This window comes from Achromobacter spanius (assembly GCF_002966795.1).
GTDB lineage: Bacteria > Pseudomonadota > Gammaproteobacteria > Burkholderiales > Burkholderiaceae_B > Achromobacter > Achromobacter spanius_D.
In genome coordinates this window covers 6,238,889-6,265,243 of sequence record NZ_CP023270.1, presented here as the reverse complement: position 1 = coordinate 6,265,243, position 26,355 = coordinate 6,238,889, and the positions used below count along the sequence as shown (strand labels likewise).

Here is a 26,355-nt window from a genome sequence, read left to right as displayed (position 1 = left end):
TGCCGGGTCCGTCCAACCGGACGGCCCCGGCGGAAATCAAGTTTCCTTGAAAGTCAAAGGATAGAGATCATGGCAAAAGGCAAGTTTGAACGTACCAAGCCGCACGTGAACGTGGGTACGATTGGTCACGTTGACCACGGCAAAACGACGTTGACGGCGGCGATCACGACCGTTCTGTCGAACAAGTTCGGCGGCGAAGCCAAGGGCTACGACCAGATCGATGCGACTCCTGAAGAAAAGGCTCGCGGCATCACGATCAACACGGCTCACGTCGAGTACGAAACGGAAGCGCGTCACTATGCGCACGTTGACTGCCCGGGCCACGCTGACTACGTCAAGAACATGATCACGGGCGCCGCCCAGATGGACGGCGCGATCCTGGTCGTGTCGGCCGCTGACGGCCCGATGCCGCAAACGCGCGAGCACATCCTGCTGAGCCGCCAGGTTGGCGTGCCGTACATCATCGTCTTCCTGAACAAGGCTGACATGGTTGACGACGCCGAGCTGCTCGAGCTGGTGGAAATGGAAGTTCGCGAACTGTTGTCCAAGTACGACTTCCCGGGCGACGACACCCCGATCGTCAAGGGTTCGGCCAAGCTGGCGCTGGAAGGCGACAAGGGCGAACTGGGCGAGCAAGCCATCATGGCGCTGGCCGCTGCGCTGGACTCGTACATCCCGACGCCTGAACGTGCCGTTGACGGCGCGTTCCTGATGCCGGTTGAAGACGTGTTCTCGATCTCGGGTCGCGGCACCGTGGTGACCGGCCGTATCGAACGCGGCATCATCAAGGTCGGCGAAGAACTCGAAATTGTCGGTCTGGTGCCGACGGTCAAGACGACTTGCACCGGCGTGGAAATGTTCCGCAAGCTGCTGGACCAAGGTCAAGCCGGCGACAACGTGGGCATCCTGCTGCGCGGCACCAAGCGTGAAGACGTCCAGCGCGGTCAAGTTCTGGCCAAGCCGGGCTCGATCACCCCGCACACGGACTTCACGTCCGAGGTCTACATCCTGTCCAAGGAAGAAGGCGGCCGTCACACCCCGTTCTTCCAAGGCTATCGTCCCCAGTTCTACTTCCGCACGACGGACGTGACGGGCACGATCGAACTGCCGGCCGACAAGGAAATGGTCCTGCCGGGCGACAACGTGGCCATGACGGTCAAGCTGTTGGCCCCCATCGCCATGGAAGAAGGCCTGCGTTTCGCCATCCGTGAAGGCGGTCGTACCGTCGGCGCCGGCGTCGTCGCCAAGATCCTGAAGTAATTCGGATCTACTAAGCAGCACATATCCAGCGAGGGCGTGATCCCGCCCTCGCGTCTCGTTCTTTAGGAAACGCCATGAAAAACCAAAAGATCCGCATCCGCTTGAAAGCCTTCGATTACAAGCTGATCGATCAATCGGCCGCCGAAATCGTCGACACCGCCAAGCGCACGGGCGCTGTCGTCCGCGGTCCGGTGCCGCTGCCCACGCGTATCCGTCGCTATGACGTCCTGCGTTCGCCGCACGTCAACAAGACGTCGCGCGACCAGTTCGAAATCCGTACCCATCAGCGCCTGATGGACATCGTTGATCCCACCGACAAGACCGTTGACGCCCTGATGCGTCTGGACCTGCCGGCCGGCGTCGACGTCGAAATCGCGCTGCAGTAAGACGCTCCGAGCCTGCTACCTTCGCCGGCAGGTTCGTAAAGATGGCCGCATTCCCTTGGGATTGCGGCCATTTTGTTTTGGGCTCCGGGCATGTGAGCATGCGCTCACTACCGGTGTAGCCAACGCTGCATGGCCTTGCGCATCCTGACGCAAGAAACCGTGGCAAAAATGCCCACCGCGACATGCCCCGAATCCGCTAAGTGCTTGTGCCGCTTAGAAAAAACATGCTAATATGCGAAGCTTGCCATTTTGTGGCAAGTCTAACTATGGACAAAGCGTAAGCCACCCTGCTGTGTGAGGGCGCCGCGCCTAGGCCAGGTTGAACATAGTCGTAGGGCAAAGGCCGTTACCTTTTGCCTGATTAGCCCCGACCAATCGCAGTCGGGAATGGAGAAAACGATGTCGAATTCGACACCCACGCCCGCCGCTCACCGGCTGGGGCTGGTGGGTCGCAAGGTCGGCATGACCCGCATTTTTACCGAGGAAGGTGAATCCATCCCGGTGACCGTGCTGGACGTGTCCAACAACCGCGTGACCCAAGTTAAGTCGCTGGAAACCGACGGCTACGCCGCTATCCAGGTGGCTTATGGCACTCGTCGTGCCTCGCGTGTGGCTCAGCCGCAAACGGGCCACTACGCCAAAGCCGGCGCTGAAGCCGGCAGCATCCTCAAAGAATTCCGCCTTGATCCCGCTCGCGCCGCTGAATTTGCGGCCGGTTCCGTGATCGCCGTGGAATCCGTGTTCGAAGCCGGCCAACAGGTCGACGTCACGGGCACGACCATTGGTAAAGGCTTCGCCGGTACCATCAAGCGTCACAACTTCGGTTCGCAGCGCGCGTCGCACGGTAACTCCCGTTCGCACCGCGTTCCCGGCTCGATTGGTCAAGCACAAGATCCGGGTCGTATTTTCCCGGGTAAGCGCATGGCTGGTCACCTGGGTGACGTCACCCGCACCGTTCAAAACCTCGACGTCGTTCGCGTTGACGTTGAGCGCGGCCTGCTGCTGGTCAAGGGCGCTGTCCCCGGCCACGCTGGCGCGGACATCGTTGTGCGCCCGGCCATCAAGGCCCCGGCCAAGAAGGGAGCGTAAGTAAATGGATCTCAAGCTCCTGAACGACCAAGGTCAGGCCGCTGCTACGTTCAGCGCGCCCGACACGATCTTCGGCCGTGACTTCAACGAAGCGCTGATTCACCAGATCGTCGTGGCTTTCCAAGCCAACGCGCGTTCCGGCAATCGTGCTCAGAAGGACCGTACGGAAGTCAAGCACTCCACCAAGAAGCCCTGGCGCCAAAAGGGTACCGGCCGCGCTCGCGCCGGTATGACTTCGTCGCCGCTGTGGCGTGGCGGTGGTCGGACTTTCCCGAACTCGCCCGAAGAGAACTTCAGCCAGAAGGTCAACAAGAAGATGTACCGCGCCGGGATCCGTTCGATCCTGTCGCAGCTCGCTCGCGAAGACCGCATCGCCGTTGTTGAATCGTTTGATCTGGAATCGCCCAAGACCAAGGCTGCCGCTGCAAAGCTGAAGAGCCTGGGCCTGGACTCGGTCCTGATCATCACCGACAGCGTTGATGAAAATGTTTACCTCGCCACCCGCAACCTGCCGCACGTTGCTGTTGTCGAGCCCCGTTATGCCGATCCGTTGTCGCTGGTCCACTACAAGAAAGTGCTGATCACCAAGCCGGCCATCGCTCAACTCGAGGAGATGCTGGGATGAACGCTGAACGCTTGATGCAAGTCATTCTGGCTCCGATCGTGACCGAAAAGGCCACGTTCGTCGCTGAGAAGAATCAGCAAGTCGCTTTCCGTGTCGTGGCTGACGCTACCAAGCCGGAAATCAAGGCTGCCGTCGAACTGCTCTTCAAGGTGCAGGTCGAGTCCGTGCAGGTCCTCAACCGTAAGGGCAAAGTCAAGCGCTTTGGCCGATTCGTTGGCCGTCGCCGTAATGAGCGCAAGGCTTACGTCTCGCTCAAGGACGGCCAGGAAATCGACTTTGCGGAGGTGAAGTAAATGGCCCTCGTAAAAGTTAAGCCGACTTCGGCTGGCCGCCGTGGCATGGTGAAGGTTGTTAGCCCGAACCTGCACAAGGGTGAGCCCTACGCGCCGCTGCTCGAAAAGAAGACCCGTGGTTCTGGCCGTAACAACAACGGTCACATCACGATCCGTCATCGTGGCGGTGGTCACAAGCAGCACTACCGTATCGTCGACTTCCGTCGCGATAAGGACGGCATCCCGGCAAAGGTCGAGCGTCTGGAATATGACCCCAACCGTACGGCGCACATCGCTCTGCTGTGCTACGCCGACGGCGAACGTCGTTACATCATCGCTCCCCGTGGCCTGGAAGTCGGTGCGACCGTTGTGTCCGGCACTGATGCTCCGATCCGCGCTGGCAACACGCTGCCGATCCGCAACATCCCGGTCGGTACGACGATCCACTGCGTCGAAATGCTCCCCGGCAAGGGTGCCCAGATGGTCCGCTCGGCCGGCGCTTCCGCCGTCCTGCTGGCTCGCGAAGGCATCTACGCTCAGGTGCGTCTGCGCTCGGGTGAAGTCCGCCGTGTGCATATCGAATGCCGCGCCACCATCGGTGAAGTCGGTAACGAAGAACACAGCCTGCGCCAAATTGGCAAGGCCGGTGCAATGCGTTGGCGCGGTGTCCGCCCGACCGTTCGTGGCGTTGCCATGAACCCGGTGGATCACCCGCACGGTGGCGGCGAAGGCCGTACCGGTGAAGCACGCGAGCCGGTCAGCCCGTGGGGCACTCCGTCGAAGGGTTTCAAGACCCGTCGCAACAAGCGGACGAACAATATGATCGTCCAACGGCGCAAGCGCAAGTAAGAGGCGAACACTATGTCACGTTCGATCAAGAAAGGCCCGTTTGTCGATGCTCACCTGATCAAAAAGGTGGACACGGCCGTTGCGGGCAAAGACAAGAAGCCGATCAAGACCTGGTCGCGTCGTTCCACGATCCTGCCCGAGTTCATCGGTCTGACGATCGCTGTGCACAACGGCAAGCAGCATGTTCCCGTTTACATCAACGAGAACATGGTCGGTCACAAGCTGGGCGAGTTCGCGCTGACCCGTACGTTCAAGGGTCACGCCGCGGACAAGAAGGCGAAGAGGTAAGCGATGGAAACTACTGCCATTATCCGTGGGGTTCACATCTCCGCTCAGAAGACCCGTTTGGTTGCGGACTTGATCCGTGGTCAGAAGGTCGGCCGTGCGCTGGAAATCCTCACCTTCTCGCCGAAGAAGGCTGCCGTCATCCTGAAGAAGGCTGTCGAGTCCGCCATCGCCAACGCCGAGCACAACGACGGCGCCGACATCGACGAACTGAAAGTCACCACGATTTTTGTGGACAAGGCTCAGTCGATGAAGCGCTTCTCCGCTCGCGCCAAGGGCCGCGGCAACCGTATCGAGAAGCAGACCTGCCACATCACGGTCAAGGTCGGAGCTTAAGGAGTCACGATGGGTCAGAAAATTCACCCCACTGGGTTCCGTCTCGCGGTCACCCGTAATTGGTCCTCGCGTTGGTTCGCCGACGACAAGGCCTTCGGCACGATGCTGGCCGAAGACATTCGCGTTCGCGAGTACCTGAAGAAGAAGCTCAAGAGCGCCTCCGTTGGTCGCGTGATCATCGAGCGTCCCGCCAAGAATGCCCGCATCACCGTCTACTCGGCTCGTCCGGGCGTGGTGATCGGCAAGCGCGGCGAAGACATCGAAAGCCTGAAGGCTGATCTGCAGCGTCTGATGGGCGTGCCCGTGCACGTCAACATCGAAGAAATCCGCAAGCCGGAAACCGATGCTCAACTGATCGCCGACTCGATCTCGCAACAGCTCGAGAAGCGCATCATGTTCCGCCGCGCCATGAAGCGCGCGATGCAGAACGCGATGCGTCTGGGTGCCCAAGGCATCAAGATCATGAGCTCGGGCCGTCTGAACGGTATCGAAATTGCCCGCACCGAGTGGTATCGCGAAGGCCGTGTGCCGCTGCACACCCTCAAGGCCAACATCGACTACGGCACCTCCGAAGCCCACACCACGTACGGTGTGATCGGCATCAAGGTCTGGGTCTACAAGGGCGACATGCTGGCCAACGGCGAATTGCCGCCGGAAACCGCAGCCCCGCGTGAAGAAGAACGTCGTCCGCGCCGCGCTCCGCGTGGCGATCGTCCGGACGGTGCTCGCACCGGTCGTCCGGGTGGTCGTGGCCGCGCTCCCCGCAAGGCGGATGCTGCTCCGGCGCCTGAAGGAGAATAACCATGCTGCAACCCTCGCGCAGAAAGTATCGCAAAGAGCAGAAGGGCCGCAACACCGGTCTGGCGACTCGTGGCACCCACGTGTCGTTCGGCGAGTTCGGCCTGAAGGCTACCGGCCGTGGCCGTCTGACCGCCCGTCAGATCGAAGCTGCTCGTCGCGCCATCAATCGTCACATCAAGCGTGGCGGCCGTATCTGGATTCGCATTTTCCCGGATAAGCCCATCTCGCAGAAGCCTGCCGAAGTCCGTATGGGTAACGGTAAGGGCAACCCGGAGTACTGGGTTGCTGAAATCCAGCCCGGCAAGGTGCTCTACGAAATGGAAGGGGTTAGCGAAGAGCTCGCGCGTGAAGCTTTCCGCCTGGCCGCTGCCAAGCTGCCGATTTCGACCACGTTCGTCGCGCGTCATATCGGTGCTTAAGGAGTACTAACATGAAAGCTAGCGAACTCCGTTCGAAAGACGCCGCTGAGCTCGGCAAAGAGCTCGAAAGCCTGCTGAAGGCCCAATTCGGTCTGCGCATGCAGAAAGCCACGCAGCAACTGGCCAACACCAGCCAGCTGCGCAACGTGCGTCGCGACATCGCTCGCGTCCGCACCTTGCTGACCGAGAAGGCAGGGAAATAAAGATGAGCGAAACTCAAAACACCCAAGTGGCCAAGCGCCAGCGTACGCTGGTTGGCAAGGTCGTCAGCAACAAGATGGACAAGACTGTCGTCGTTCTGGTTGAGCGCCGCGTCAAGCACCCCATCTTTGGCAAGATCATCATGCGCTCCGCGAAGTACAAGGCGCACGATGAATCGAACCAGTACAACGAAGGCGATACGGTTGAAATCGCTGAAGGCCGTCCCATCTCGCGCTCGAAGTCGTGGCGTGTGGTGCGTCTGGTTGAAGCCGCACGTATCATCTAAGTGAAAGCTGCACCTCGGAACGGTTCGCCGTTCTGATATAAAACGGCAAGGGCCAAAACCCTTGCCGTTTTTTTATGTCTCGCATCTGGGAAATCTGAAGGGAAGGATGTTCAGCTTCAGCAAATCAGTTCGTATTGCCGCCGTCGCGTGCGGGATGGCATTGGCCGTCGGCGCCGCGTTCGCGCAGGAGCAAGCCGGGCCCGTGCCGCCGACCGCGGCACCGAATTCCCCGCCATCTCCGATGGACGCCACGACGCTTGGCAAGCAATTGCTGAACGCCGGGCCGGATCCGCGGGTTCAATTGGACGGACGGTCCCGCGATCATGCCGCCATCTTCGGCACCGATGACGAGAACGAACAGGGCTTGCTGGACCAGGAACGCGCACTGCAGGCACAGCGAGACCAGTTGAAGGTGCTGGAACGCGTGCTGAACGCGCCGCCGCCGAACGCGGACCCCCACCCGCCCGCCATGATTCCGCTGACCTCCGGCGGTCAGATGACCATGCCGCCGTTGATGCCTACGCCATCGGGGTCTCAACTGAATCGGGGCAGCAATCAGGCGCAGCGCAGCGTGGACGACATGCAGCGCCGCGTCGATGAAATGCGGCGCGGGGCCGATACGCTCAGACAGGGCGGAAGGTAGCCAAGGGATTCTGGAGGGCGCCAGACGCGCGAAGGCATTGCCCCGAATCGCCTACGGGCGTCTTGCAAACTCCCGCAGCCGTCCGGCTACCCCGGTCGGAAAGTAATACACCGACAGCACGAACAGAATCCCTAGCCAGAGCAGCCAGCGGTCCGGCTCGAACAGCAGGGCCAGCGGGGGGATGCCCGCCACGACTTCATGCACGGCATGCAGGCCGTCCTGCAGATAGCTCTGCGCGAACACGAACAGACTTGCGCCGACCACCGCGCCGTACATGGTGCCCATCCCGCCGATCACGACCATCAGCAGGATGTTGAGCATGATCTCGAACGACAAGGTCGTGTCCGGGCCGTTATAGCGCAGCCAAAGCGCGTACAGCGCGCCAGCCAGCGTTGCGAAGGCCGCAGCAAGCAGGTTCGATAGGCTGCGGTACAGCACGGTGCGATAGCCGATCGCTTCAGCGCGGAAGGGGTTTTCGCGGATGGCCTGCAGCACTCGGCCGAATGGCGAATTCACGATGCGCAGCAGCATCAGGAAGAGCACGACGCAGACCGCCGCGATCAGGTAATAGGTGATGATCCGCCCGTCCACCGTGACGCCAAACAGGGGTTCCGACAACGGGCGAAACGCGGGCCTCAACATCTGCGGGACCTTGAAGTTCAGTCCGTCCTCGCCGCCAGTCAGTTCCGACAACTGCGACACCAACGTCTGAAACGCCGCGGCCACCGCCAGCGTGATCATTGCGTAGAAGATTGCGCGCACGCGCAGGCTGGCCAGGCCAATCAGCAAGGCGAATGCGAGCGACACGGCCAGGCCGGCCGCCGTCCCGGCAAACACCGCCGTCCAGCCGGGTTCCATGCGTATGCTGGCGATCGCCACGCCGTATGCACCGATACCGAAGAACATGGTGTGCGCAAAGCTGACGATGCCGGTGTAGCCCAGCAGCAGGTCGTAGCTGGCAACCAGCACGATGAAGACGAGGATCTTTGCCGCGACGGCCAAAGCCTTGGGGCCGGGAAACAGGAACGGCGCCGCGGCCAGCGCGGCCACGATCGCCATGAGCAGCAGCGCCAGGATCGCGCTGCGCGGAGGGTCGCCGGAAAGCAGGCGAAACGGCATGTCGGCGGCTCCTAGCGGTTCGTGACGGGATACACGCCTTGCGGGCGCCACAACAGAATGGCAACCATCAGCGCGATGTTCGAGAAGAGGGCGGCCTTGGGCATCAGAAAGCCGGTGTAGTTGGCCATCAGCCCGACCAGCAGCGCGCCGATCAGGCAGCCCACCGTGGAGCCCAGGCCGCCGATCATGATGACGATGAAGATCAGCACGTTCACCTGCGCGCCAAGCTGCGGCACGATCGATTGCTGGTACATCCCCCACAGCACACCGCCCAGGCCGGCCAGCATGGACCCGGCCACGAACACCCCGACAAAGAGATGCCGGATCCGGTAGCCCAGGCTTTCGACCATTTCGCGGTCCTCGACGCCGGCGCGGATCAAGAGACCAAGCTTGGTGCGGTTCAGCACCCACAGCATGCCGCCCAACACGATCAATCCGACCACGAGCGCCACGACGCGATACTTCTCGATGGCGGCATCGCCCAGCAGGAACGCGCCGCGCAGGGATTCGGGCAATGGCAGCGTGATCGCTTGCGGCCCCCACATCATCTTGATGATCTCTTCGCCGATGATCATGCCGCCCATGGTGATGAGGATCTGCTTCAGATGCTGGCCATAGACCGGCCGCACGATCACGCGCTCGAACGCCAGACCCACGGCGCCCGCCACCAGCATGCCCACGATCATGGCTGGCAGCACCGCGACCAGATTGGTCCACAGGCTGCCAGACTGCGTCCAGTCCGCCATGGAACCCAGCACGGTGGCAGCCATGTAAGCGCCGATGGCAATGAACAGGCCGTGGCCGAAGTTCAGGACGTCCATCAGGCCGAAGACGAGCGTCATGCCTGAGGCGACGATGAAGATGATCATGCCCATCGCCAAGCCGGCGAACGTGAGCGTGACCCAGGTGGAAAACGACCCGACCAGGGGCAGCGCAATGACCGCCAGCGCCAGCACCAGCAGCACAGGCAGCAGGTCGGCGCGTGCGCGCGGCAGCGGCGCTTCGATGTCCAGCGTGCTCATTGATGGCTTCCCAGAGAGAGGCCCAACAGGCGCGTCTGCAACGCCTCGTCGGCGGCCAGGTCGGCCATGGCGCCTGCGTGCACCACCTGGCCGTTGTCCATGATCGCCGCGTAGTCGCCAACGCGGCGGGCGAAGTTGAAGTTCTGCTCGACCAGCAGGATGGTGGTGCTGGACTGCTTGAGTTCGATGAATGCGTCGATCATGTTCTGAATGATGGCTGGCGCCAGGCCCTTGCTTGGTTCGTCGACCAGCAGCAGGCGCCGGGGCTCGATGATCGCGCGCGCCATGGCCAGCATCTGCTTCTGTCCGCCCGACAGCTTGCCGGCGGGATGCAGCCAGAATTTCTTCAGCGCGGGAAAGAACCCGAAGATCCACTCCAGCCGCGCGGTATCCAGTTGCGCGGCATTCCTGGCGAGGCGGGCCGCGAGCAGGATGTTCTCCTTCACGGACAGGTCACCGAAGATGCCCATGTTCTCGGGCACGTAGGCCATGCCCATGCGCGCCATGTCGGGCGGCGACGTGCGCGTGCCGGGTCCGCCGATCGGCTTGCCGTCCAGACAGACCTGACCCTGCGACGCGCGCCACAATCCCATGATGGTGCGCAGCGTCGTCGTCTTGCCCGCGCCATTGCGCCCGAGCAGCATGGTGACCGCCGAGGCGGGCACGGACAGGTTCACGCCGTGCAGGATGTGATACGCGCCGATGTGCGTGTGCACGTCCTTCAGTTCCAGGAGCGGATGCGCCGTCATGCCGCCTCCGGCGCGCTGATGCCCAGGTAGGCTTGCTGCACGATGGGCGAGGCGATCACGGTGGCCGGATCGCCATCGGCCATCAGCCGCCCGTTGTGCAGCACGACGATGCGGTCGGCCAATTCGCGCACGACATCCATCTTGTGTTCGACCAGCAGGATGGTCTTGGAAGTGTCGGCCTTCAATTCGCGGATGAGGTCCAGCACGATGGGCACGTCGTCCACGCTCATGCCGGCAGTAGGTTCGTCGAACATGAATACCGAGGGTTCCAGCGCGATGAGCATGGCGATCTCCAGCTTGCGCTGGTCGCCATGCGGCAGATCGGCGGCAGGGTCGTCACGGCGCGCCGCCAGCCGCGTGCGCGCGAGCAGCGCGTCGGCGCGGTCCATGAGGCCGCGGTCGTCGCGCCACGTGCGCCAGAACCGGATGTGGCGCCACCCCATGCCCTGCTGCCGCGACTGCAGGGCAAGCCGCACGTTCTCGTGAACGCTCAGCCGCGGGAACAGCTGCGTGAGCTGGAACGCGCGCCCCAGTCCCGCGTGCATGCGGGCCGGCGCCGGCAGCTTGGTCAGGTCGCGTCCGTTCAACCTGACCGTTCCGGCGCTGGCGCGAAGCTGGCCCGAGATCAGGTTGAAGTACGTGGTCTTGCCGGCGCCGTTCGGGCCGACGATGGCGGTCAAGGTGCCAGGCGTGTAGGCGCAGCTGACGTCATTGACCGCCACATGACCGCCAAAGCGCACGGTAAGCGAATGGGTTTCAAGCATGAGCGATGGGATTCAGCGCTTGTTCTGGATCGGCACGGCCATCTGGTCCGGCGTGATTTCCTTGACCAGGTCCTGGACCGCCCACGGCACCGACGGATCGTTCTTGATCCGGAAGTGGTACATCGACTGCATGGCCTGGTGATCCTCGGGCCGGAACGTCATCTTGCCTTTGGGCGTATCGAAGCTCATGCCTTCCATCGCCTTGATGAGCTTGTCGGTGTCCGAATCGCCGCCGGTCTTGTTCAAGGCCGCAACGATCGCGATGCCCGACGCCATGCCGCCCGCCGTGAAGAAATCGGGCGGCTGGCCGAAGCGCTTCTGATGCTCGGCCACGAGCCAGTCGTTGACCGGGTTCTTGGGGATGCCGTAGTAGTAATACGTGGCGCCTTCCATGCCCGCCAGGGATTTGAGGGGCGTCATGGCGGTGAGCGTGTTGCCGCCCGTGGCGATCTCGATGCCGTAGCGCTTGGGATCCAGATCGGCGATCTTGAACGGATTGCCGGCGCCGGCCCACAGAATGAAGATGATCTTGCGGCCCGGCTTGTCCTTCAGCGCGTCGAACAGCCGCTGCGCGCCGGCCGTGAAGTCGGTCGCGTTGGCGGGCAGGTATTCTTCGTGCACGATCTTGGCGTTCTTGAGCGCGCCCTTGAAGGCTTTTACGCCGTCGCGGCCAAAGGCATAGTCCTGCGCCAGCATGGCGATCGATGTGCCTTCCTGGTCGAACGCCACGGCGTTGGCGATGGCGTCCTGCGAGGAATTGCGGCCGGTGCGGAAGATGTACTTGTTCCACTTCTCGCCGGTAATGGAGTCCGCCACCGCCGGTTCCACCAGCAGGATCTTTTCGTATTCTTCCGCGATCGGCAGCATGGCTAGCGCCACGCCCGACGACGTGGGACCGACGGCGATGTCGGCGTTGTCGTCGGCATAGGCGGACGCGAGCTGCGCGCGGGCGACGTCGGGCTTGCCCTGGTTGTCCTTCTCGATGACGCGGATCTTGCGCCCGGCCACCGTCATGGTGCCTTGCGTGGCGTATTCCAGCCCCAGCATCAAGCCGTTCTGAGTCTGCTTGGCGTAGGCTTCCAGCGGGCCGGTCTTGTCATAGACGTGGGCGACCACGAAGTCCTTTGCCGCGAGCGCGGAACTCATGCACAGGCTGGCCATGGCGGCGAGCAGAATGCGTTTCATGGGAGTCTCCTGGTGTCAGTGGGCACGTGCGGCCGTGTCGTCCGGCCTGCCTAAAAATTGACGGATGGGTTCGATCTGGGCGGGTACGTTCAGCGCGGGGGCGTGCCCGCAATCGGAGAAGTCGATGCGCTGCGCGCGTGGACCGCGCTGCGTCATGGCGTGGGCAACCTCGGGCAGCAGCAGGTCCGATTCGGCGCCGCGCAAGAGCAGGGTCGGCATGCGCAGCGTGTCGTAACCCTCCCACCGGTCGTAATCGCGCGGATGGTGGCTGAACTGCCCGACGATGGCCGGATCGTAGTGAGCAGTGACGCGGCCGTCGGGCAGCCGGCGCACCGACGTTTCAGTCATCCGGCGCCATTGTTCGTCGCTTTGCCAGCCGTAGGGCTTGTAGGCGGCGCGCAGCCACGCTTCCAGCTCCGTCACCGTGTCGAATGCTGGCGGGTTGCCGGCATAAGCCAGGATGCGCTCGATGGCGGGCTGCGGCAGTTCCGGTCCGATGTCATTGACGACCAGGTGCGAAATGCGATCGCGCAACGTCGTCGCGGCCGCGTGCATGCCGGTCGCGCCACCCATGGACGTTCCCACCCAGCGCACGCGCGCCAGCGACAAGCCGTCCACCAAAGCGCGCGCAAGCTCGGCGTAGAAATCGAGCCGGTACTCGGCGACCGGATCAGGGCTCCATTGCGACAGTCCGCGTCCGATCGCGTCAGGACAGATCACGCGGTAGTCGCCGGCCAGCGCCTGCGCCAGTTCGTCGAAGTCGCGGCCGGTGCGGGCCAGGCCATGCCACATGATGATGGGCGGCGCGTCAGAAGCACCCCATTCGGTGTAGTGCAGCTCGCGTCCCGCGCAGCGCAGGTAGCGCGACGCCGGCGTATGGCGCGCGGTTGCCGCCCCTGTCTCGTCCATGCGTCTCCTCCCGGTTTGTCCAGGTTGTGTGCTTATCGGGCTGAATATAGACTTGCGGCAAGCGCGCCCACAATGCGCCGTCCACCCCGCAGCAGGGTGAGTCAACAATATGTAGACGCAAGATCAATTTGCGCAGCCCCCAGGAGACCGTGCCATGTCAGATACGGAATTCGCCATTTCGGCCAGCGCCGGCGCCGACCGGCGCGATCAGTGGCGCGCCGCGCTGGCCGATGCCTTCGGGCCGTTCGAGGTGCATGGCGGCAAACCCGGTCATTTCGCGGGCCACGTGCGCTACGCGCGCCGCGCCAGCCTGCAGTTCAACGACCTGCACTACCAGGGCCAGCGGCTGGAACGCACCCCGGGCAACGTCTCACGGCTGGACCGGGAGTTCTACACCTTCGGCCTGCCGCTGGCCGGTCCGCTGGCGGTGCGTCAACAGGGCCGCGAATTCCAGGTGGAACCGGGTTGCGTCTACCTGATGAACCAGAGCCTGCCATATCAGGCAACCGCGAATGGCGCGGCGGGCTACCGCAGCCTGAGCGTCTCGTTTCCGCGCAGCGCGCTGTCGCAGCGGGATTCAAGGATCGGCGCGTTTTATAAGCTGCGCACCGACGACGGGTCGCCGCGCGGCGCGCTGCTGGCCGGCTACATGGATCACCTGTTCAAAGGCATGGACGGCTGGACCGATACCGAGGCGGCCGAACTGGGCGAGCGCCTGATCGACCTCATCGTGCTCTTCCTGGTGCAGCCGGGACACGGACAGGTCTCGGAGGCGGACAGCAGCGTCACCGTGGCGCACCGTACGCGCGTGCTGGCCTACATTCGCCAGCATCTCGCGGACCCGGATCTATCGCCCGCGCGGGTGGCGCAGGGCTGCGGCGTGTCGGTTGCCTATCTGCACCGCATCCTGCGCGCGGGCGGGCTGTCGGTGGAGTCGTTCATCTTCGAGCAGCGGCTGGACCGGTGCCGCGAACTGCTGCTGGACGCGCGGCATCGTCATCGCGGCATTGCCGAGCTGGCATACCAGGTGGGTTTCTCTCATCCTTCGCATTTCAGCCGGCTGTTCAAGCAGCGCTTCGGCGTGACGCCGCGGGACATGCGCGCGGGCGGCCGCGCCGGGCAGGGGTGAGCGCGCACGGCTCGCGCGCCCTCGGCCGCGCCGCCAACGAAAAACGGCCCGCTTGATCAGCGGGCCGTTGGCCTTTCAGGGCACGTGAAACCGGACTAGAACGGCGAAGGCTGGTTGGACAGGTTGACGATGCTGTTGGTCGTCAGGTCAAGGCGGATGTGCTCGGACGGTGCGCCGTTGGCCAGCTTCAGCATGATCGCCATCAGCGGCTTGAAGCGCGCCTTGAACAGGTCTGCCGGCGTCGTGGCGTTGCTGACGCTGTTGCCGTTCATCTGCACGGCGGCGTTGGTCTGGGCAAGTGCCTGGGCCAGCAGCTTGTACTGGCTGGCGCGCTGCGCGGGGATGTCGGCGAATGCCAGGTCGCCCGCATTGGCCAGGCGCACGAAGTCGCCTGCCATCTCCAGCGCCGTCCATTGCGCGAAGTCCGCCAACTGCATGCCGTTGGCCTGCGCCAGGGCTTGCGCGCGGGTCTGCGCGTTGGCGGCATCCGCGGCATAGGCCGGGTTGCTGGCGCCGCTGCCGCCGGCGTCGAACAGGCACGCAAAGAACGCGGGCGTCAGGTTGTTCTGATCGCCGGTGTTCGCCAGTTCCTTGAGCGTGACCGTCGTCTGCAATTGCGACAGCGCCAGCAGGTCGGCGCCCGTCAACGGGCTCTTGACCAGTTCGCGCATCTCGCAGCGCCAGTCGTCGTTCAGCAGACGCAGTCGCACCAGTTCGCTCATGTAGCGGTAGGTGAAGTCGCCATAGTCCTTGGCGTCCAGGATGGACACGTTCCAGCGCGGCGGCACGTCGTAAGCGTTTTCGGCGCGGTACAGGTCGAACAGTTCGTCGAAGCGCGGCACCTTGTCGAGCCGGATGGTCTGCACTTCGATCTCGTCCGCGCTCTGCAGCGTCATGAGCTTGTATGCGGGCACATAGGCGGCCATCGAGGGCGCCTGGATGTTGAAGAGCGCGTGGTCGCCGCCGTAGTTGCGCAGCGCCATGTCGTTGAAGTGCATGTGGCCGCCCACGTGCACCTTCAAACCGGTCTCGGCCAGCGCGCGGGTGGTGTTCTCGGCGGGACGGCGGATCATCTGCATTTTGTTGGCGCCGAGCAGCGCCTCGATGTCGTCGGAGGCGCCATTGAAGAACTCGGACATTGGGAAGTGGCTGAACGCGATGACCTGCTTGCCTTGCGCCTCGCCGCGCGCCACCACGTCGGTCAGCCACGTGATCACGTGCGCCTTGTGGGTCAGCATCTTGTTGTAGCCCTGATCGCCCGAGCCAGTGAAGTCGTTGGCGCCCGGACCCGTCGGCACGTAGACGTTGGCATCCAGGCCCACCAGCCACACGCCCTCGACGGGTTCGACCACGTACGACGTGTCGGGCACCATCTTGCACAGCGTGTAGTTCTGCGGCTTGTTCGGGCCGCCGGTGCCTTCGGCGCAGATTTCGTACTGGCGGTTGATCCAGTTGGCTTGCGAGACCGCCGTGGCGTAATCGTAATCTTCGTACTTGTAGGTGCTGTACGGGGTTTCGTAATACACGTTCTGCGGCTGTGGCATGAAGCCATGCTGCTCGAGCGCGGTCGTGATGCCCGAGTAGCCCATGTGCAGCACTTCCTCGGTGCAATACGTGTTGCCGATGCGCGTCCAATCGCCGCCATAGGCGGTGTTGCAGACGTTGGCGCCGCGGCTGTAGATCGGCTGCGAAAAGCCGATCGCGCCCGTCACGGGATCCAGGCCAAGGTAGTCGCCCTTGCCCGCCGGCTGGTTGAACGGCCGGTTGGGATCATGGTTGCCCGGCGCGGCAAAGAACTGGATGCCGTGCTTCTTCGAATACTCGTCCATGATCTTGACCAGGCCGCGCATATGCACGGGCTGGCCGTCATCCGAGAAGTCGCCCGGCAGCGCGATGTACTTCACGCCGCGCTTGACGGCGTCGTCCAGCGCGGCCAGGAAGGCGAAGTAGTTTTCGTTGAAGAGGCGCGTGGACGTCAGTTGCGCGTACATCGTGCGGATGGTCGCGTTGTCGCCGGCCTTCGGGTTAGGGATGCCGGGGAACGAGCCGTCCTTGAAGTCCGCGTAGACGTCGTGAAAGTGAATGTCGGGCATGAACGCGACCTGCACGGGGGCGGGCGGCTGCGCGGGCGTTTCGGCCGGGGGCGGCGTCTCGGCAACAGGCGGCGGCGCGTCATCGTCCTTGTCGCCGCCGCATGCGGCGAGCAGGGCAACGAGCAGCAGGGAGGCTGCGGCGCGGACGGGGCGGGAAGGGCGAAGCGTCATCGGGCGTTGGGATCCTGGAAGGTTCGGGTGCGGCGGCGGTCGCGCATGGGCATTGGCCATGCCGGGGCGGCAGCCGCAGGTCAGCTGGTTGGGTAAGCTGCCTGGGTCAGCTACTTGTAAGCGGGCCCAATGCTCACTGACCCGCATGACAGCGTCATGAATCCCGAACCGGTCCGCGTCACACAACAGGCAAAAAAAAGCCCCGCACGCCAGGTGCGGGGCTTTGCGCCGCGATGGCCGCGGGATCAGACGTGCGTGATGAACTTCGTGACCAGGTAGCCCTCGAACGTTTCCGTGCCGCCTTCGCTGCCGATGCCGCTGTCCTTGATGCCGCCGAACGGCGTCTCAGCCAGGGCGCTGCCGAAGTGGTTGATGTTGACCATGCCGGCCTCCAGGCCGTTGGACACCTTGGTCGCGGTCTTCAGCGAGTTGGTGAACACGTACGAGGACAGGCCGAAGGGCAGACTGTTGGCGCGGCGCAGCACCTCGTCGGTGTCCTTGAAGCGGACCACGGGCGCCACGGGGCCGAACGGCTCTTCGGTCATCAGCATGGCGTTGTCGGGCAGTTCCGTGACCACGGTGGGCGCAAAGAAAAAGCCCTTGCGGTCCAGCGGACCGCCGCCCACCACCACCTTGGCGCCGTGCTTCTTGGCGTCGTCGATGAAGGCGCTCATGGCGGGCACACGGCGCTCATGCGCCAGCGGTCCCATCTCGGTGCCGGCTTCCAGGCCGTCGCCGACCTTGATGCTCTTGAGCACTTCCGAGAACCGCGCCAGGAACTGCTCGTACGCGCCGTCCTGCACATAGAAGCGGGTGGGCGACACGCAGACCTGGCCGGCGTTGCGCACCTTGAACTTGGCCAGCATCTCGGCCGCGCGGTCGATGTCCGCATCGTCGAACACCAGCACGGGCGAGTGGCCGCCCAGTTCCATGGTGACGCGCTTCATGTGCGCGCCAGCCAGCGCCGCGAGCTGCTTGCCCACCGGCACGGAGCCGGTGAACGACACCTTGCGCACGATCGGCGAACGGATCAGGTAATCGGAGATGGTGGCGGGCTCGCCCCAGACGATGTTCAGGCAGCCCTTGGGCAGGCCGGCATCGTGGAACATGCGTGCGATGGCCATGACCGCGCTGGGCGAGTCCTCGGGACCCTTGAGCACGACCGTGCAGCCGGCGCCGATGGCGGCGGCGATCTTGCGGATGGCCTGGTTGTACGGGAAGTTCCAGGGCGTGAAGGCGGCGCAGACGCCGATGGGCTCGCGCACCACGATCTGGCGCACGTCCGGATTGCGCGGCTGGATGACCCGGCCGTAGATGCGGCGGCATTCCTCGGCGTGCCAATCGGCATGTTCGGCGCAGGAAGTGACTTCGCCCACGGCTTCGGCCAGCGGCTTGCCCTGGTCCAGCGTCATGTTGCGGCCGATCTCCTTGGCGCGCTCGCGCGACAGCGTGGCGACCTTGCGCAGGATCGCCGAGCGGTCCATGGGCGAAGACTTCTTCCACGATTCGAAGGCGCGCTGGGCGGCGGCAAGCGCGCGGTCCAGATCGGCTTGCGTGGCGTGAGGCAGCTGGCCCAGCACCTCGAGCGTGGCCGGGTTGATGACGTCCTGGGTGCGCCTGCCCTCGCCGGCGACGAATTCGCCGTCGATATACAGCGCCAACTGTTCATACATGCCTGTCGTTCCTTGCGAAATAGGAAGGGATAGCTTGGGGTGGCAGCGCCTGTCGCTGCCCACGGCAGTCTAAACCAGCTCACCCCGCGCCAAAGGAGCCAATCCTTGCCGTGAGCTTGGAGCCATTGGCGTGCTGAGGCGTGCGCACGCTGACGGCTTGAGAACCGTACTTTTCGCCGATGTCGGGCGCCCTTGCCGAGTTCCTGTAAAATGCACGATCGCCTGGTGCTCATGGCTGCGCCGTCCACGGACGACATATCTGTCGCGGCAAGGCAAATCATGACGCCTGCGAGAAGGGCTACTACCGCCAGAAACAGGGGCGGATGGCCCGCCAAACCGGCCCCCTTGACAGGGGGCGTGGTGTTTTGTGCGCAATCCCAACAAAGTGCTTGCGCTCAAAAATTAACCACGTTAGAATTATCAGCTTTCCCAGATTGTCGATTCACTTAGCCGAAGGTTAGGTGAGCGCGTCGGGGGGAATACCCGCAGGATTTCAACCCAGGGTCGTTGCGTTGCCACCAGTTGCTGGTCCAGGAGTTACGGACTTGCCGACAAAAAAGCAGGGCGGCTGACCTGACGGGACCAAAACTGGCAGGAATTGCAGTGTTCCCTTGTTGGGAAAACCGTATTTCCAGTTAAGTTGGAACAGGAAAAATCATGATCCAAATGCAGACCACGCTGGACGTGGCCGATAACACTGGTGCGCGTCATGTCATGTGCATTAAGGTGCTCGGTGGCTCCAAGCGCCGTTATGCCGGTATCGGCGACATCATCAAGGTGAGCGTCAAAGATGCGGCTCCGCGCGGACGCGTCAAGAAAGGCGAAATTTACAATGCCGTGGTGGTTCGTACCGCCAAGGGCGTGCGCCGTAAAGACGGTTCGCTGATTCGTTTCGGTGGCAATGCCGCCGTGTTGCTCAACGCCAAGCTGGAGCCTATCGGCACCCGCATCTTCGGACCCGTTACGCGTGAACTGCGTACCGAGAAGTTCATGAAGATCGTGTCGCTGGCCCCGGAAGTGCTGTAAGGAGCCCTACGATGAACAACATTCGTAAAGGCGACGAAGTCATCGTCCTGACCGGCCGCGACAAGAAGCGTCGTGGCACCGTGCTGGCTCGCGTTGATGCCGACCACGTTCTGGTCGAAGGCGTCAATGTTGCCAAGAAGCACGTCAAAGCCAACCCGATGGCTAACAACCCGGGCGGGATTGTCGAAAAGACCATGCCGATCCACATCTCGAATGTGGCGCTCTTCAACCCCGCAACCGGTCGTGCCGACCGCGTGGGCGTTCAAGAAGTCGACGGTCGCAAGGTCCGCGTGTTCCGTTCCAATGGTGCCGTTGTCGGCGCCAAGGCGTAAGGGGCGATAGACATGTCTCGTTTGCAAGATTTCTACAAGAGCAAGGTCGCTGGCGACCTGCAAGCCAAGTTTGGCTACAAGAGCGCAATGGAAGTGCCGCGCATCACCAAGATCACCCTGAACATGGGTGTCTCGGAAGCGGTCTCCGACAAGAAAGTCATCGAGCACGCTGTGTCGGATCTGACCAAGATCGCCGGCCAGAAGCCCGTCGTGACGAAGACCAAGAAGGCAATCGCCGGTTTCAAGATCCGCGAAAACTACCCGATTGGTTGCATGGTCACGCTGCGTGGTCAACGCATGTACGAATTCCTGGATCGCCTGGTGGCGGTTGCGCTGCCTCGCGTGCGCGACTTCCGCGGTATCTCGGGTCGTGCGTTCGACGGCCGTGGCAACTACAACATCGGGGTGAAAGAGCAGATCATTTTCCCCGAAATCGAGTACGACAAGATCGACGCGCTGCGTGGGCTGAACATCAGCATCACCACCTCCGCGAAGACCGACGAAGAAGCCAAGGCGCTGTTGACGGCCTTCAGCTTCCCGTTCCGTAACTAAGGGGCTGATGACGTGGCTAAACTTTCCCTCATCAATCGCGACATCAAGCGCGCCAAGCTGGCTGACAAGTTCGCTGCCAAGCGCGCTGAGTTGAAGGCGATCGTCGACGATCAGTCGAAGACCGACGAAGAACGTTACCAAGCTCGGCTCAAGCTGCAACAGCTGCCGCGCAATGCCAACCCGACGCGTCAACGCAACCGTTGCGTGGTCACCGGTCGTCCTCGCGGCGTGTTCCGCAAGTTCGGTCTGACGCGCCACAAACTGCGTGAAATGGCGATGAAGGGTGAAATCCCCGGCATCACCAAGGCCAGCTGGTAGGAGAAACAATATGAGCATGAGCGATCCCATCGCCGATATGCTGACCCGCATTCGCAATGCGCAGCAAGTGGACAAAGTTACGGTGAGCATGCCCTCCTCGAAGCTGAAGGCGGCCATTGCCGCTGTGCTGAAAGACGAAGGCTACATCGACAGCTTTGAAATCAAGGGCACCCAGGCCAAGCCTGAGCTCGAGATCACCCTGAAGTACTACGCTGGCCGTCCGGTCATCGAGCGCATCGAACGCGTCTCGCGCCCCGGTCTGCGTATCTACAAGGGCCGTACCAGCATTCCTCAGGTCATGAATGGCCTGGGCGTGGCTATCGTTTCGACCTCGCGCGGCGTCATGACCGACCGTAAGGCTCGCGCCAACGGCGTCGGCGGCGAAGTGCTGTGCTACGTGGCCTAAGGAGAAATTCTAATGTCACGTATCGCTAAGTATCCGGTCGAACTGCCCAAGGGTGTCGAAGCTGACATCAAGCAGGATCAGATCACTGTCAAGGGCCCGCTGGGTTCCTTGACCCAACCCCTGACTGGCGACGTCACGATCTCGCTGGACGGTGGCAAGCTCACGTTTGCAGCCGCCAACGATTCCCGTCACGCCAATGCCATGTCGGGCACCGTGCGCGCGCTGGTGGCCAACATGGTCAATGGCGTGAGCAAGGGATTCGAGCGCAAGCTGAACCTGGTCGGCGTGGGTTACCGCGCCTCGGTTCAAGGCGACGCCGTTAAGCTGCAGCTCGGTTTCTCGCACGACGTTTTGCATCAGTTGCCGGCCGGTATCAAGGCCGAATGCCCCACCCAGACGGAAATCGTCATCAAGGGCTCCAACAAGCAAGTCGTCGGTCAGGTGGCCGCTGAAATCCGCGCGTACCGCGAACCCGAACCCTACAAGGGCAAGGGCGTGCGTTACTCGGACGAACGCGTCGTCATCAAAGAAACCAAGAAGAAATAACGGCGCACGCAAGGACGAATCATGGACAAAAAAGTTTCCCGTTTGCGTCGTGCGGTTCCGACTCGCCGGAAGATCAACGAGCTGCGCGTTCATCGCCTCTCGATTTTCCGCTCGAACCAGCACATCTACGCCAACATCATTTCGCCGGAAGGCGATCGCGTTCTGGTCAGCGCCTCGACGGTGGAAGCCGAAGTGCGTGCGCAACTGGCCGGCCAAACCGGTCAGGGTGGCAACAAAGCCGCTGCGACGCTGGTTGGCAAGCGCGTGGCCGAAAAGGCCAAGGCTGCCGGTATCGAACTGGTCGCTTTCGATCGCTCGGGCTTTCGTTACCATGGCCGCGTCAAGGCGCTGGCCGATGCCGCGCGTGAAGCCGGCCTGAAGTTCTAAGCGAGGATCTGTCAAATGGCTAAAGTACAAGGCAAGAACGCCGCGGAAAAAGAGAACGATGACGGCCTCCGCGAAAAGATGATCGCGGTCAACCGCGTGAGCAAAGTGGTCAAGGGTGGTCGCACCATGAGCTTTGCCGCGCTGACCGTGGTTGGCGATGGCGATGGCCGCATCGGCATGGGTAAGGGCAAGGCGCGTGAAGTGCCGGTGTCCGTTCAGAAGGCTATGGAACAGGCCCGTCGCGGCATGTTCAAGGTCGCTCTGAAGAACGGCACGCTGCACCACACCGTGGTCGGCAAGCATGGCGCCGCTACCGTGCTGATTTCGCCCGCTGCTGAAGGTACTGGCGTTATCGCCGGCGGCCCGATGCGCGCTATTTTCGAAGTGATGGGTGTGCGTAACGTGGTTGCCAAGAGCCTGGGCTCGAGCAACCCCTACAACATGGTTCGCGCCACGTTGAACGGCCTGCGCGCCTCCCTGACCCCGGCCGATGTTGCTGCCAAGCGCGGCAAGACGGTCGAAGAGATCCTGGGGTAAATCATGGCTCAGAAGCAGATCAAAGTGACCCTCGTGCGCTCGGTGATCGGTACCAAGCAATCGCACCGTGATACGGTTCGCGGTTTGGGCTTGGGCCGCATCAACAGCAGCCGCGTGCTGGTCGATACGCCCGAGGTGCGTGGGATGATCCGTAAGGTGGATTATCTCGTTTCCGTCTCGGAAGCCTAAGGAATCACCATGTCGGATATGCAACTTAATACGCTGAAGCCCGCTGAGGGCAGCAAGCACGCCAAGCGCCGCGTCGGCCGTGGCATCGGTTCGGGTCTGGGTAAAACCGCCGGCCGTGGTCACAAGGGTCAGAAGTCGCGCTCGGGCGGTTTCCACAAGGTTGGCTTCGAAGGCGGTCAAATGCCGCTGCAACGTCGCCTGCCCAAGCGTGGTTTCACCCCGCTGGGTCAACACCTGTATGCACAAGTTCTCTTGTCGGACCTCGAAGCCCTGCCCATCGATGACATCGATGTGCAAGCGCTGAAGGCGGCCGGCGTGATTGGCCAGGCGGTTCGTTACGCCAAGGTCATCAAGTCTGGTGAACTCTCGCGCAAGGTCGTGCTCAAGGGCATTACCGCGACGGCCGGCGCTCGCGCCGCCATCGAAGCCGCGGGCGGCTCGCTTGCTTGATCAGAGGTGACGAGTGGCTAACGCGCAGGCATTGGGCAAATCCGGAGCACGATACGGCGATCTGAAGCGCCGTCTGGTGTTCCTGGTGCTCGCCCTGGTGGTTTACCGTTTGGGTACACACATCCCGGTTCCGGGTATCAACCCGGACGCGCTGGCGGACTTGTTCCGTCAGAACCAGGGCGGGATCCTGGGCCTGTTCAACATGTTCTCGGGCGGAGCGCTCTCGCGTTTCTCGATTTTTGCCCTGGGGATCATGCCGTACATTTCGGCATCCATCATCATGCAGTTGATGTCGGTGGTGGTGCCGTCGCTGGAAGCGCTCAAGAAAGAGGGCGAATCCGGCCGTCGGAAGATTACCCAATACACCCGCTACGGCACGGTCGTGCTGGCGCTGGTGCAGGCTGTGGGCATTTCGGTGGCGTTGGAGTCTCAGCAGGGACTGGTGATCGATCCGGGCATGCTGTTCCGCTTCACGACCGTCGTGACTTTGGTCACTGGCACCATGTTCGTCATGTGGCTGGGTGAGCAGATCACGGAACGCGGTCTGGGCAACGGGATTTCCATCCTGATCTTCGCAGGTATCGTGGCGGGTCTTCCCGCGGCGCTGGCTGCACTGTTGGACCTGGTTCGCACCAACGCGATGTCTGTGCTTTCGGCACTGTTCATTGTGGCTCTGGTGGTGCTGGTTACCGCTTTTGTGGTGTTCGTGGAACGCGGACAGCGCAAGATCACGGTGAACTACGCCAAGCGTCAGGTCGGCAACAAGGTCTACGGTGGTCAAAGCTCGCATTTGCCGCTGAAGCTGAACATGGCAGGGGTGATTCCGCCGATCTTCGCGTCGTCGATCATTCTGTTCCCGGCCACGATCACGAGCTGGTTCTCCAGCAGCGAGAACATGCGCTGGCTTAGCGACCTGGCTGCGGCCCTGTCGCCTCGTCAACCGCTCTACATCACGCTGTACTCGGTCGCGATTATTTTCTTCTGCTTTTTCTACACGGCTCTGGTTTTCAACAGCCGCGAAACGGCGGACAACCTGAAGAAGAGTGGTGCGTTTGTTCCGGGCATCCGTCCGGGCGAGCAAACGGCGCGCTACATCGACAAGATCCTGATGCGTTTGACGCTCGCAGGTGCCATCTACATCACGTTGGTGTGCCTGTTGCCGGAATTCTTGGTGATGCGCTGGAACGTTCCTTTCTACTTCGGTGGTACGTCTCTGTTGATTATTGTGGTGGTGACGATGGATTTCATGGCGCAGGTTCAGGCCTACATGATGTCTCACCAGTACGACTCGTTGCTCAAGAAGGCCAACTTCAAGGGCGCGGGTTTGCCGATGCGGTAAGCAAAAGAATGTCCAAGGACGACGTCATTCAGATGCAAGGTGAGGTTCTTGAGAACCTCCCGAACGCGACATTTCGCGTCAAGCTCGAAAACGGCCACGTGGTGTTGGGCCATATTTCCGGCAAGATGCGTATGCATTACATCCGGATCCTGCCGGGTGACAAGGTCACAGTGGAGCTCACGCCCTATGACCTGACGCGAGCCAGGATTGTTTTCCGCTCCAAGTGAGCGAAACCGGATTACGGAAAATTAGGAGTCAACCATGAAAGTAATGGCATCGGTTAAGCGGATCTGCCGCAACTGCAAAGTTATCAAACGTCACGGCGTGGTGCGCGTTATCTGCACCGACCCGCGTCACAAGCAGCGTCAAGGCTAACTCGGGTTAGCGACTACGCAACGGATTTATTCAAGGAACAGTCATGGCCCGTATTGCTGGCATTAACATTCCGCCGCAACAGCACGCCGAGATCGGCCTGACCGCCATTTTTGGCATCGGTCGTACGCGCGCTCGCAAGATTTGCGAAGCGGCAAACGTACCCTTTGACAAAAAGGTCAAGGATCTGAGCGACGCTGAATTGGAACGCGTCCGCGAACATGTTGGTTTGTTCACGGTTGAAGGCGACCTGCGTCGTGAAGTACAGCTCTCGATCAAGCGTTTGATCGACCTGGGAACCTACCGCGGTATGCGTCACAAGCGCGGTTTGCCCGTGCGCGGCCAGCGCACTCGCACCAACGCCCGGACCCGCAAGGGCCCGCGTCGTGCTGCTGCGTCCCTGAAGAAATAATCGAGGAACAGGATTATGGCGAAAGCTTCCACCAGCGGCGCTTCGCGCGTGCGCAAAAAGGTCAAGAAGAACGTCTCGGACGGCATCGCGCACGTTCACGCTTCGTTCAACAACACCATCATCACCATCACCGATCGTCAGGGCAACGCACTGTCGTGGGCCACGTCGGGCGGTGCTGGCTTCAAGGGTTCGCGCAAGTCGACCCCGTTTGCCGCGCAGGTTGCCGCTGAAACGGCTGGCCGCGTTGCGCTCGAGTACGGCATCAAGACGCTGGAAGTCCGCATCAAGGGCCCCGGTCCTGGCCGCGAGTCGTCGGTCCGTGCGCTGAACGCGCTGGGCATCAAGATTTCGTCCATCGCCGACATCACGCCCGTTCCGCACAACGGCTGCCGTCCGCCGAAGCGTCGTCGTATCTAAAGGGAATCCACATGGCACGTTATATTGGACCCAAATGCAAGCTCTCGCGCCGCGAGGGTACTGACCTGTTCCTGAAGAGCGCCCGCCGCTCGCTGGATTCCAAGTGCAAGCTGGATTCCAAGCCTGGCCAACACGGCCGCACTTCGGGTGCCCGCACTTCCGACTACGGCCTGCAGCTGCGCGAAAAGCAAAAGCTCAAGCGCATGTACGGCGTGCTGGAAAAGCAATTCCGCAAGTACTTCGCTGAAGCCGAGCGCCGCCGTGGCAACACCGGCGAAACGCTGATCCAGCTGCTGGAATCGCGTCTGGACAACGTCGTCTACCGCATGGGCTTCGGCTCGACGCGCGCCGAAGCTCGCCAGCTGGTGAGCCACCGCGCCATCGAACTGAACGGCCACACGGCTGACATCGCTTCGATGCTGGTCAAGGCTGGCGACATCGTCTCGGTTCGTGAAAAGGCCAAGAAGCAAGGCCGTATCAAGGAATCGCTCGACCTGGCCACCAGCATCGGCATCCCCCAGTGGGTGGAAGTCGACGCGGCCAAGCTGACCGGCACGTTCAAGTCGGCCCCCGATCGCGCTGACGTCGCTCGCGACATCAACGAATCGATGGTCGTCGAACTGTACTCGCGTTAATCACGCCTGCCGGCGCCTCCTTCGCAAGGTGCTGGCAAGCTGGTCTCGCGATCGGTTGACCCGTCTGCAAGTCCCGCAGCAGCCCGCTTTCGCCATTTGGTGGAGCGGGCTTTGCGGTAAGTATCGGGCGATGTTTTTGCACCGCCCCTGTTTCATGCCTCACCCTGTCCA

General features: G+C 62.3%; 38 protein-coding genes. 30 read left to right on the top strand and 8 right to left on the bottom strand.

Annotated features, from left to right (window positions below; translation table 11 throughout):
- Window positions 1-69 precede the first annotated feature (69 nt).
- The 13 genes from tuf to CLM73_RS28450 all read left to right on the top strand — a co-directional run bounded on the left by tuf (window position 70) and on the right by CLM73_RS28450 (window position 7,452).
- Window positions 70-1,260: an elongation factor Tu gene (gene tuf, locus CLM73_RS28510; RefSeq protein ID WP_105241261.1), complete on the top strand. Its 1,191-nt coding sequence runs from the start codon at window positions 70-72 to the stop codon at window positions 1,258-1,260.
- 74 nt (window positions 1,261-1,334) lie between these two features.
- A complete protein-coding gene (gene rpsJ, locus CLM73_RS28505; RefSeq protein WP_003806903.1) occupies window positions 1,335-1,646 on the top strand; it encodes a 30S ribosomal protein S10 in 312 nt (103 codons plus the stop codon).
- 399 nt (window positions 1,647-2,045) lie between these two features.
- On the top strand, window positions 2,046-2,735 hold the full coding sequence (rplC, locus tag CLM73_RS28500) for a 50S ribosomal protein L3 (RefSeq protein WP_008168945.1): 690 nt from the start codon (window positions 2,046-2,048) through the stop codon (window positions 2,733-2,735).
- Between the two features lie 4 nt (window positions 2,736-2,739).
- Window positions 2,740-3,360, top strand: a complete 621-nt coding sequence (gene rplD / locus CLM73_RS28495; protein WP_008168948.1) for a 50S ribosomal protein L4 — start codon at window positions 2,740-2,742, stop codon at window positions 3,358-3,360.
- Complete coding sequence (gene rplW / locus CLM73_RS28490) at window positions 3,357-3,653, top strand: 50S ribosomal protein L23 (protein ID WP_006216557.1); 297 nt, start codon at window positions 3,357-3,359, stop codon at window positions 3,651-3,653. The genes rplD and rplW overlap by 4 nt, the downstream gene beginning before the upstream one ends.
- Window positions 3,654-4,481, top strand: a complete 828-nt coding sequence (rplB, locus tag CLM73_RS28485; protein ID WP_056571006.1) for a 50S ribosomal protein L2 — start codon at window positions 3,654-3,656, stop codon at window positions 4,479-4,481.
- Between the two features lie 12 nt (window positions 4,482-4,493).
- Window positions 4,494-4,769: a 30S ribosomal protein S19 gene (rpsS, locus tag CLM73_RS28480; RefSeq protein ID WP_006216555.1), complete on the top strand. Its 276-nt coding sequence runs from the start codon at window positions 4,494-4,496 to the stop codon at window positions 4,767-4,769.
- A gap of 3 nt (window positions 4,770-4,772) precedes the next feature.
- Window positions 4,773-5,102 carry a 50S ribosomal protein L22 gene (rplV, locus tag CLM73_RS28475; protein ID WP_006227021.1) on the top strand — a complete coding sequence of 110 codons (330 nt, stop codon included), beginning with the start codon at window positions 4,773-4,775 and terminating at the stop codon, window positions 5,100-5,102.
- 9 nt (window positions 5,103-5,111) lie between these two features.
- Entirely contained in the window at window positions 5,112-5,903 is a 792-nt protein-coding gene (rpsC, locus tag CLM73_RS28470; protein WP_056571007.1) for a 30S ribosomal protein S3, read from the top strand.
- A gap of 2 nt (window positions 5,904-5,905) precedes the next feature.
- The gene (rplP, locus tag CLM73_RS28465; RefSeq protein WP_006389610.1) at window positions 5,906-6,322 is read left to right on the top strand and encodes a 50S ribosomal protein L16; all 417 of its coding nucleotides are present in this window, start codon (window positions 5,906-5,908) and stop codon (window positions 6,320-6,322) included.
- 11 nt (window positions 6,323-6,333) lie between these two features.
- Window positions 6,334-6,525, top strand: coding sequence for a 50S ribosomal protein L29 (gene rpmC / locus CLM73_RS28460; protein ID WP_003806912.1), 192 nt, complete (start codon window positions 6,334-6,336; stop codon window positions 6,523-6,525).
- 2 nt (window positions 6,526-6,527) lie between these two features.
- Window positions 6,528-6,809: a 30S ribosomal protein S17 gene (rpsQ, locus tag CLM73_RS28455; protein ID WP_006216549.1), complete on the top strand. Its 282-nt coding sequence runs from the start codon at window positions 6,528-6,530 to the stop codon at window positions 6,807-6,809.
- Between the two features lie 154 nt (window positions 6,810-6,963).
- Entirely contained in the window at window positions 6,964-7,452 is a 489-nt protein-coding gene (locus CLM73_RS28450; protein WP_105241260.1) for a hypothetical protein, read from the top strand.
- Window positions 7,453-7,503: 51 nt separating this feature from the next.
- Here CLM73_RS28450 and CLM73_RS28445 read toward each other — a convergent pair whose 3' ends face one another.
- Genes CLM73_RS28445 through CLM73_RS28420 form a run of 6 tightly spaced genes read right to left on the bottom strand, consistent with a single transcriptional unit; the run spans window position 7,504 to window position 13,200 of the window.
- Window positions 7,504-8,571: a branched-chain amino acid ABC transporter permease gene (locus CLM73_RS28445; RefSeq protein ID WP_105241259.1), complete on the bottom strand. Its 1,068-nt coding sequence runs from the start codon at window positions 8,569-8,571 to the stop codon at window positions 7,504-7,506.
- An 11-nt stretch (window positions 8,572-8,582) separates the two neighbouring features.
- Entirely contained in the window at window positions 8,583-9,593 is a 1,011-nt protein-coding gene (locus CLM73_RS28440) for a branched-chain amino acid ABC transporter permease (protein ID WP_105241258.1), read from the bottom strand.
- Window positions 9,590-10,342 (bottom strand): ABC transporter ATP-binding protein, encoded by a 753-nt coding sequence (locus CLM73_RS28435; protein ID WP_105241257.1) that lies wholly within the window; start codon window positions 10,340-10,342, stop codon window positions 9,590-9,592. The genes CLM73_RS28440 and CLM73_RS28435 overlap by 4 nt, the downstream gene beginning before the upstream one ends.
- Complete coding sequence (locus CLM73_RS28430) at window positions 10,339-11,106, bottom strand: ABC transporter ATP-binding protein (protein WP_105241256.1); 768 nt, start codon at window positions 11,104-11,106, stop codon at window positions 10,339-10,341. The genes CLM73_RS28435 and CLM73_RS28430 overlap by 4 nt, the downstream gene beginning before the upstream one ends.
- A gap of 12 nt (window positions 11,107-11,118) precedes the next feature.
- Window positions 11,119-12,291, bottom strand: coding sequence for a substrate-binding domain-containing protein (locus CLM73_RS28425; protein ID WP_056571020.1), 1,173 nt, complete (start codon window positions 12,289-12,291; stop codon window positions 11,119-11,121).
- 15 nt (window positions 12,292-12,306) lie between these two features.
- Entirely contained in the window at window positions 12,307-13,200 is an 894-nt protein-coding gene (locus tag CLM73_RS28420) for an alpha/beta fold hydrolase (RefSeq protein ID WP_105241255.1), read from the bottom strand.
- A 154-nt stretch (window positions 13,201-13,354) separates the two neighbouring features.
- On the opposite strand from CLM73_RS28420, the gene CLM73_RS28415 reads away from it, so the two are divergent.
- Complete coding sequence (locus tag CLM73_RS28415; RefSeq protein WP_105241254.1) at window positions 13,355-14,329, top strand: helix-turn-helix domain-containing protein; 975 nt, start codon at window positions 13,355-13,357, stop codon at window positions 14,327-14,329.
- Between the two features lie 95 nt (window positions 14,330-14,424).
- On the opposite strand, the gene CLM73_RS28410 is transcribed toward CLM73_RS28415, so the two are convergent.
- Window positions 14,425-16,593 carry a metallophosphoesterase gene (locus CLM73_RS28410; RefSeq protein ID WP_105241253.1) on the bottom strand — a complete coding sequence of 723 codons (2,169 nt, stop codon included), beginning with the start codon at window positions 16,591-16,593 and terminating at the stop codon, window positions 14,425-14,427.
- Between the two features lie 245 nt (window positions 16,594-16,838).
- Complete coding sequence (locus CLM73_RS28405; RefSeq protein ID WP_105241252.1) at window positions 16,839-18,266, bottom strand: NAD-dependent succinate-semialdehyde dehydrogenase; 1,428 nt, start codon at window positions 18,264-18,266, stop codon at window positions 16,839-16,841.
- Window positions 18,267-18,923: 657 nt separating this feature from the next.
- Here CLM73_RS28405 and rplN point away from each other — a divergent pair.
- From rplN to rpsD, 16 genes are read left to right on the top strand one after another with little or no spacing between them, the layout of a single operon-like run.
- The gene (gene rplN / locus CLM73_RS28395) at window positions 18,924-19,292 is read left to right on the top strand and encodes a 50S ribosomal protein L14 (RefSeq protein WP_006216531.1); all 369 of its coding nucleotides are present in this window, start codon (window positions 18,924-18,926) and stop codon (window positions 19,290-19,292) included.
- An 11-nt stretch (window positions 19,293-19,303) separates the two neighbouring features.
- Window positions 19,304-19,624, top strand: a complete 321-nt coding sequence (rplX, locus tag CLM73_RS28390; RefSeq protein WP_105241251.1) for a 50S ribosomal protein L24 — start codon at window positions 19,304-19,306, stop codon at window positions 19,622-19,624.
- A 12-nt stretch (window positions 19,625-19,636) separates the two neighbouring features.
- Window positions 19,637-20,176, top strand: coding sequence for a 50S ribosomal protein L5 (gene rplE, locus CLM73_RS28385; RefSeq protein WP_008168978.1), 540 nt, complete (start codon window positions 19,637-19,639; stop codon window positions 20,174-20,176).
- A 12-nt stretch (window positions 20,177-20,188) separates the two neighbouring features.
- Entirely contained in the window at window positions 20,189-20,494 is a 306-nt protein-coding gene (gene rpsN / locus CLM73_RS28380) for a 30S ribosomal protein S14 (protein WP_056571033.1), read from the top strand.
- A gap of 10 nt (window positions 20,495-20,504) precedes the next feature.
- A complete protein-coding gene (gene rpsH, locus CLM73_RS28375) occupies window positions 20,505-20,900 on the top strand; it encodes a 30S ribosomal protein S8 (protein WP_006216525.1) in 396 nt (131 codons plus the stop codon).
- 12 nt (window positions 20,901-20,912) lie between these two features.
- Window positions 20,913-21,446, top strand: a complete 534-nt coding sequence (rplF, locus tag CLM73_RS28370; protein ID WP_062838799.1) for a 50S ribosomal protein L6 — start codon at window positions 20,913-20,915, stop codon at window positions 21,444-21,446.
- Window positions 21,447-21,467: 21 nt separating this feature from the next.
- Entirely contained in the window at window positions 21,468-21,833 is a 366-nt protein-coding gene (gene rplR, locus CLM73_RS28365; RefSeq protein ID WP_008168985.1) for a 50S ribosomal protein L18, read from the top strand.
- A 15-nt stretch (window positions 21,834-21,848) separates the two neighbouring features.
- The gene (gene rpsE, locus CLM73_RS28360) at window positions 21,849-22,370 is read left to right on the top strand and encodes a 30S ribosomal protein S5 (RefSeq protein WP_008168987.1); all 522 of its coding nucleotides are present in this window, start codon (window positions 21,849-21,851) and stop codon (window positions 22,368-22,370) included.
- 3 nt (window positions 22,371-22,373) lie between these two features.
- Window positions 22,374-22,559: a 50S ribosomal protein L30 gene (gene rpmD, locus CLM73_RS28355; protein ID WP_006216520.1), complete on the top strand. Its 186-nt coding sequence runs from the start codon at window positions 22,374-22,376 to the stop codon at window positions 22,557-22,559.
- A 9-nt stretch (window positions 22,560-22,568) separates the two neighbouring features.
- The gene (rplO, locus tag CLM73_RS28350) at window positions 22,569-23,009 is read left to right on the top strand and encodes a 50S ribosomal protein L15 (RefSeq protein WP_056571038.1); all 441 of its coding nucleotides are present in this window, start codon (window positions 22,569-22,571) and stop codon (window positions 23,007-23,009) included.
- A gap of 13 nt (window positions 23,010-23,022) precedes the next feature.
- Window positions 23,023-24,348, top strand: coding sequence for a preprotein translocase subunit SecY (gene secY, locus CLM73_RS28345; RefSeq protein WP_056327063.1), 1,326 nt, complete (start codon window positions 23,023-23,025; stop codon window positions 24,346-24,348).
- 8 nt (window positions 24,349-24,356) lie between these two features.
- Entirely contained in the window at window positions 24,357-24,575 is a 219-nt protein-coding gene (gene infA / locus CLM73_RS28340) for a translation initiation factor IF-1 (protein WP_003806927.1), read from the top strand.
- 34 nt (window positions 24,576-24,609) lie between these two features.
- Entirely contained in the window at window positions 24,610-24,723 is a 114-nt protein-coding gene (gene rpmJ / locus CLM73_RS28335; RefSeq protein WP_003806928.1) for a 50S ribosomal protein L36, read from the top strand.
- A gap of 43 nt (window positions 24,724-24,766) precedes the next feature.
- Window positions 24,767-25,132 carry a 30S ribosomal protein S13 gene (gene rpsM / locus CLM73_RS28330; RefSeq protein ID WP_008168996.1) on the top strand — a complete coding sequence of 122 codons (366 nt, stop codon included), beginning with the start codon at window positions 24,767-24,769 and terminating at the stop codon, window positions 25,130-25,132.
- A gap of 15 nt (window positions 25,133-25,147) precedes the next feature.
- Window positions 25,148-25,549: a 30S ribosomal protein S11 gene (gene rpsK, locus CLM73_RS28325; protein WP_006216516.1), complete on the top strand. Its 402-nt coding sequence runs from the start codon at window positions 25,148-25,150 to the stop codon at window positions 25,547-25,549.
- A gap of 11 nt (window positions 25,550-25,560) precedes the next feature.
- Window positions 25,561-26,184, top strand: a complete 624-nt coding sequence (gene rpsD / locus CLM73_RS28320) for a 30S ribosomal protein S4 (protein ID WP_105241250.1) — start codon at window positions 25,561-25,563, stop codon at window positions 26,182-26,184.
- The last annotated feature ends 171 nt before the right edge of the window (window positions 26,185-26,355 follow it).